The 5,333-nt window shown below is 60.5% G+C and carries 3 protein-coding genes, 1 tRNA gene and 5 pseudogenes; 4 read left to right on the forward strand and 5 right to left on the reverse strand.

Annotated features, from left to right (window positions below):
• The first annotated feature begins 62 nt into the window (after positions 1-62).
• A tRNA-Met gene (locus tag AB9K34_RS17400) sits at positions 63-139 on the forward strand.
• Here the strand turns inward: AB9K34_RS17400 and AB9K34_RS17405 are convergent.
• The gene (locus AB9K34_RS17405; RefSeq protein WP_369955702.1) at positions 118-390 is read right to left on the reverse strand and encodes a hypothetical protein; all 273 of its coding nucleotides are present in this window, start codon (positions 388-390) and stop codon (positions 118-120) included. The genes AB9K34_RS17400 and AB9K34_RS17405 overlap by 22 nt on opposite strands.
• Before the next feature lie 267 nt (positions 391-657).
• Complete coding sequence (locus AB9K34_RS17410) at positions 658-1,677, reverse strand: IS110 family transposase (protein WP_369955703.1); 1,020 nt, start codon at positions 1,675-1,677, stop codon at positions 658-660.
• A 234-nt stretch (positions 1,678-1,911) separates the two neighbouring features.
• Between AB9K34_RS17410 and AB9K34_RS17415 the strand changes: the two are divergent.
• Positions 1,912-2,058 (forward strand): annotated as a pseudogene (locus AB9K34_RS17415) (transposase domain-containing protein); the annotation flags it as partial.
• Positions 2,059-2,267: 209 nt separating this feature from the next.
• On the opposite strand, the gene AB9K34_RS17420 reads toward AB9K34_RS17415, so the two are convergent.
• Complete coding sequence (locus tag AB9K34_RS17420) at positions 2,268-2,720, reverse strand: hypothetical protein (RefSeq protein WP_369955704.1); 453 nt, start codon at positions 2,718-2,720, stop codon at positions 2,268-2,270.
• A 196-nt stretch (positions 2,721-2,916) separates the two neighbouring features.
• Positions 2,917-3,240 (reverse strand): annotated as a pseudogene (locus AB9K34_RS17425) (recombinase family protein); the annotation flags it as partial.
• Between AB9K34_RS17425 and AB9K34_RS17430 the strand changes: the two are divergent.
• Positions 3,215-4,169, forward strand: a pseudogene (locus AB9K34_RS17430) (conjugal transfer protein TrbE); the annotation flags it as partial. The pseudogenes AB9K34_RS17425 and AB9K34_RS17430 sit on opposite strands and share 26 nt — an antisense overlap.
• Positions 4,057-4,410, forward strand: a pseudogene (locus tag AB9K34_RS17435) (P-type conjugative transfer protein TrbJ); the annotation flags it as partial. The pseudogenes AB9K34_RS17430 and AB9K34_RS17435, both read left to right, overlap by 113 nt.
• Positions 4,411-4,540: 130 nt before the next feature.
• Here the strand turns inward: AB9K34_RS17435 and AB9K34_RS17440 are convergent.
• Positions 4,541-5,333, reverse strand: a pseudogene (locus AB9K34_RS17440) (IS3 family transposase); the annotation flags it as partial.

Raw genomic sequence — 5,333 nt, forward strand, 5'->3', positions numbered from 1 at the left:
AAACCTAACAAACCCTCAATACGGTATCTCTCTTTCGATGACCCCAACAGAGAACACTCTGGCGCGGGATGGAGCAGCCCGGTAGCTCGTCAGGCTCATAACCTGAAGGTCGTAGGTTCAAATCCTACTCCCGCAACCAACGATCCATGCGACAGCAGGTTGTCCAAAAGCCTCGGCCTCCGCAAGGAAGTCGGGTTTTTTCTTTCCGGCCGTAAACCGCAGGATCGCACCGAGATCGCCGCGCAGGACGATTGCCAGTTCGCCATTGCCTGGCATCAGCGTTACCTGGTCGACTAGCGACCGGAAGGTCTCGGCGACGCGGGCGCGGCCGTCCTCGTCTTGCAGGTGTTCGTAGAGCTGGCCGATCCGCTGCGCATAGAGTGTTAGCATGTGTGGATGGCTCCGTTTTTGCAAGGGTTATTTCAGGCGACCGTGATCTTTGCGGATTGCGGTCATGTGTCCGGCCTGTTGTCGCGGCGCTTCATGACCGCTGGCCTTGATGAAGTCCGCAGGTCGGCTCCCAATCATGGTAGCGAGCAATACTGCCCGGGCGACGACTTCGGGGTGTCCCAGCTGCGGTCTTTCCTGTTAGATCATCATCACTGTCCATGCCCTCGCAAGTCAAGCGGCACGCGACTCACCCGCACCGCACTATTCTCAGCCCATTTCGGGCGCCTTGTAATCCTCTTCGCGCAACATCACGGCCCATGCGATCCGCGCTGTCTTGTTGGCGATCGCCACAGTTGCGACCCGCGCAGGCTTCTTGTCCAAGAGCCGCCGGATCCAGATTGCGGTCCGACCTTCCGCCTTCTCGATGCGCCGGATCACGGAAGTCGCCCCATTCACCAGCAGGGTGCGTAAATAGGGGTCGCCCATCTTGGTGATCCGCCCCAGCCGGTCTTTGCCGCCGGTCGAGTTTTGTCGCGGCACGAGTCCGAGGAAGGCAGCAAAATGACGGCCAGACCGGAAGACGGACGCGTCGGGGATGCTCGCAGCCAGGGCCGCGGCAGTCAGAACGCCAATGCCAGGAATGGTTTGCAGCCGCTGGCTGACCGGATTGTCCTGGTGCCAGGCGCGCAGTTGCCGTTCGAGCGCCTTTATCTCTGCAGACAGGGCCGCGAGCTGGTCTGCGAACCCGATCAGGGCGGTGCGTGCGACCTCCGGCAAATCGTGCGCGCCCTCGCGCAGCGCTTTGGCCAGTTGCATCACGTGATAGGGGCCTTTCGGCGCGATGATCCCAAATTCGGCCAGGTGACTTCGAAAGGCGTTCAACATCATGGTCCGCTGACGGGACAGCATCTTGCGGGTCCGGTGCAGGACCAAAACACCCTGCTGCTCGGGCGTTTTCACTGGAACAAAATGCATGTTCGGACGCGTTACCGCTTCGCAGATCGCCTCGGCATCGGCCATGTCGTTCTTTTGCCGCTTTACATAGGGCTTCACGTAGGTCGGCGGAATCAGCCGGACATCATGACCAAGCTTTGAGATTTCACGCGCCCAATGATGGGACGTGCCACAAGCTTCAATGCCCACCAGGCAGCGCGGGAGCTTTGACACAAAGTCCAGAAGCTGATTTCGGCGCAGGCGCTTTCTCAGCACAGCCTGACCGGCAGCGTCGACGCCGTGCAATTGAAAAACCGACTTGGCGATATCGATCCCGAGTGTTGTAATCTCCATGTGGATGGCTCCCATTCCTTTGTTGGTCCTTTGACAGCACCAGCATGGCACATTGCGATGCCGTCGGGGGAGCCATCCACACCATCATGTTCGGATGCGGCGTATCCGTCCGGTTTGGCTGCTCTGGCGCAGCTCAGAGTGCGCTGATAGTGTCCACCATGGATAGTGTACATCTTGAGGCGATCCATGGCGGGCAAGAAGGGTCAGAAGAAGCGGTTCTGGTCGGACGACGAGATCGAAATGGCCAAGATGAACGGTGTTGACGCCGAAGCATGGCTCGCATGGCTCTTAGAGCGTCTGCCAGATCACAAAATCAACCGCATCGACGAACTGATACCGTGGGTGTGGAATGCCAAAGCTGGCGATGGGCGAAAGCTATGAGCCGGCACCTCGCAATCGGAGTTTGGCTTCTGTTCGGCGCATCTATCGCTTTGCATTTTTTGATCGGCGGAGTGGTTGTCGAGACCAAATATGAAGCAGGCCAAAACTACATTATGCTTCGAGAGGACCGGACAAACTGGGTACCAGTCTCCACTGCGGCGTACTGGGCGCACTTCGTAACGAAATACACCATGTTCGCTGCCTGCTTATCAGCCGCCGTTTGGGCAGCATGGCGGTGGCTGTGGCACGGCACCTTCAAAAACTGAACCGAAAGGCAGGTTCGCCGGACGGATAGGATGCAGCAGGGGCGGCGGCTCGTCGGCATTGGCCAGTTTCTCCGTCAGTTCAGCCTTGCGGGCCTCCAGCTTCTCGGACTTGTCCTTCAGTTTCGACAACGGGAAACCTTGCACGATCGCGTCGACGATCTTGTCCAGTTCCTTGTCGATACGCTCCGGTTCCCGCTTCCAACCCTCCAGGTCGGCGCCGCGCTCGATGCGCAGCCGGTTCACCTCTTTGGTGAACTCGGTGCAAAACTCCTTGAACAGCGCCGGGTCCATCAGATGTTTGCGAAGCCCGTTGAGGATGAAGGCTTCCAGCGCATCGCGGCGGATGTTGAGCCGGGTTGTTGCAGGTGCCCTTGTTGTGGGCTGTCGAGCCGCCAAGCAAATCCTTCGAGATCATCGAATAGCCACCCCCGCAGCAGCCGCATTTGATCAGGCCCGCGAAGAGATGCTTCGGGCGCCGGCGGTCGTTCATGAAGTTGGTGGTCGTCTCGGCTTTGGGTTCATAGGCGAGCCGGTCCTGGCGCTCCTTTACGGCCGTCCAGACATCGTCGGGAATGATCCGCAGTTCGGGGACCTCCTGCGTCACCCATTCGGATTCCGGGTTCAGGCGGGAGGCGCGCCGGCCGGTATCGGGAACCTTGATGTGGCGCAGCCGGTTCCAGACCAGCTTGCCGATATAGAGTTCGTTGTTCAGGATGCCGGTCCCGCGCTTGGGATTGCCGTGGATGGTCGATGGTCCCCATTCCTTGCCCTGGGGACCCGCGAGTCCTTCTCGGTTCAATGCCATCACAATCGCATGCGACGACTGGCCGTCGAGATAATCGGCGTAGATGCGGCGCACGATCCCGGCTTCGGTCTCGTTGATCGTCCGATCGGCCCCGGTGGGGGAACGCACCATCACTGGCCTTGCCGTGCTGTTGCAATCGAACGACCTGAAGCAGGCACTGCGGGCCTACTGTGTCGGCGGTGTCTATGGTCGCCGAAAGCGAGCATCTGGGATCGGCGGACGTGCAGGCGTTCGAGATCGAGGGCCTTGTGGGCACCGGCGCGGCGCCCGCCGTCCTCTCCTACCTGTTCCATCGCATCGGGGACAGGTTGGACGGGCGGCCCACGCTGCTGATCATCGACGAGAGCTGGCTGGCGCTCCATGAAGATGCCTTCGCGGAGCGACTCCGCGAATGGCTGAAAACGCTCAGAAAGAAGAACGCCAGCGTCATCTTCGCCACGCAGTCGTTGTCCGACATCGAAAACTCCACCATCGCGCCCGCGAGCATCGAGAGTTGCCCGACGCGGCTCCTGCTGCCGAACGAGCGGGCCATCGAGCCGCAGATCACCGCGATCTATCGCCGCTTCGGCCTCAACGACCGGCAGATTGAGAGCCTTGCGCGGGCCACGCCCAAGCGCGATTACTACTGCCAGTCGCGGCGCGGCAACCGGCTGTTCGAACTGGGCAGCGATGTCGGCCTCCTGCCCTGCGCCGTTTCCGCCAAATCCGACCAGGCATTGATTGCCGAGGTCTTCGCCGAGCACGGCCCGAACGGCTTCCTCGCCGCCTGGCTTCGAGCGTGCGGCGCCGACTGGGCCGCCGACCTCACCAATCTCGCAGCGACACGCGAGGACCTGCCACGCTCGTCGTCGATGAGGACGAGTTCGGCATCATGCTGGAAGAAGAGGAGATCACTCCATGACGTACAAACTGCCCCGATTCCCCAGGATGGTGAGCGCCTCGACCCTTGCCCTCGCGCTTGCTGCCCCTCTGGCACTGGCCCCGGTGTTCACGACACCGGCCCATGCCTTCTTCGGCGGGTTCGGCCGGATCGTCTATGATCCGACCAACCATGCCGAGAACTTGCTGACCGCAGCCCGAACGTTAGAGCCGATCAACAACCAGATCGCCCAGCTTCAGAACGAGGCGCAGATGCTGATCAACCAGACCCGCAATCTCGCCAACCTGCCGTAATCGGCGCTTCAGCAGAACGTCAGCCGCACGCAGCAACTTCTGGCGCAAGCGCAGAAGAACATCGCCTTCGACGTGCAAAGCATCGACCGGATGTTCCAGCAGGGCTACCCTGTGTTTGCTATGGCAGAGATCATTTCTTGAAGGCAGAGCCCGTCTGCGCAACCTTATCAAGGTATCTGGTCCGCCGGATGCCACACGACCTGCTGACCTAAGCAGCCAGATTTTCCCGACATAGGACGTTGTCGCTGACGATGCAGTCGGGCTTGTCGTAGACCCAGATCAGGGCGCTGAGCTTCAGGGCACTCCGTACGCCGGACAGGCTGGTGTCCGCGACAAGACACAAACATTCCCGCGTGCAATCGTCGATCATCGCAGCATCCGGAACTTCCGTGAGGCGCCGAAGCTGTCGGACACGAAGTCCAATGACCAACGCGCGTTGACACACGCAGCCAATGGCATTGGTGTCCTCGTGCTGCGCGCCCGTTTCCGGCCTCTCCGCCGCTTAACGGACAGGCCTTCTTCGCGATAGATCCTGTAGCGCTTCTTGTGGTGCATGCTCATGCCATTGCGTTCCAGCGGCACGGCGATCCGACGCTATCCGAACCGACGCCGCGTACCGGCGATCTTCTGCATCTCCTTGCGGATCTCGGTGCAGTCCGGCGGGCGTTCGTGCCGGCCTGTCTTGGGATCGACACCGATCAGCCTGCAGGCCCGGCGCTGCGAGAAGTTGTGATCCCGCATCACCCGGAGCGCCGCGTCTCGCCTCTTAGTCAATGTCGTCAGCTCTTTCCCAGCAGGTCTTTCAGGACGACATTGTCCAGCATAGTGTCCGCCAACAGGCACTTGAGCTTGGCGTTCTCGTCTTCGAGTGCCTTCAGTTTGTAGAACGTCGCGGTGCTCAGACCGTGCCTGAGGCATACCTCAGCCGTCGGCATGCCGTTCTGCGCTACGATTGATCCACTGGATCAATCGCTAAACGCTTGAACCCTGCTCTTTGATCATCCCGATTATCTGCGCCTCGGTGAAACGGT

Origin of the sequence: Sedimentitalea sp. XS_ASV28 (assembly GCF_041224545.1) — a bacterium.
Taxonomy (GTDB): Bacteria; Pseudomonadota; Alphaproteobacteria; order Rhodobacterales; family Rhodobacteraceae; genus Sedimentitalea.

Excerpts from the sequence above, each read along its gene's own strand:
- AB9K34_RS17405 (WP_369955702.1), bottom strand. The coding sequence starts at position 390 with ATGCTAACACTCTATGCGCAGCGGATCGGCCAGCTCTACGAACACCTG.
- AB9K34_RS17410 (WP_369955703.1), bottom strand. The coding sequence starts at position 1,677 with ATGGAGATTACAACACTCGGGATCGATATCGCCAAGTCGGTTTTTCAA.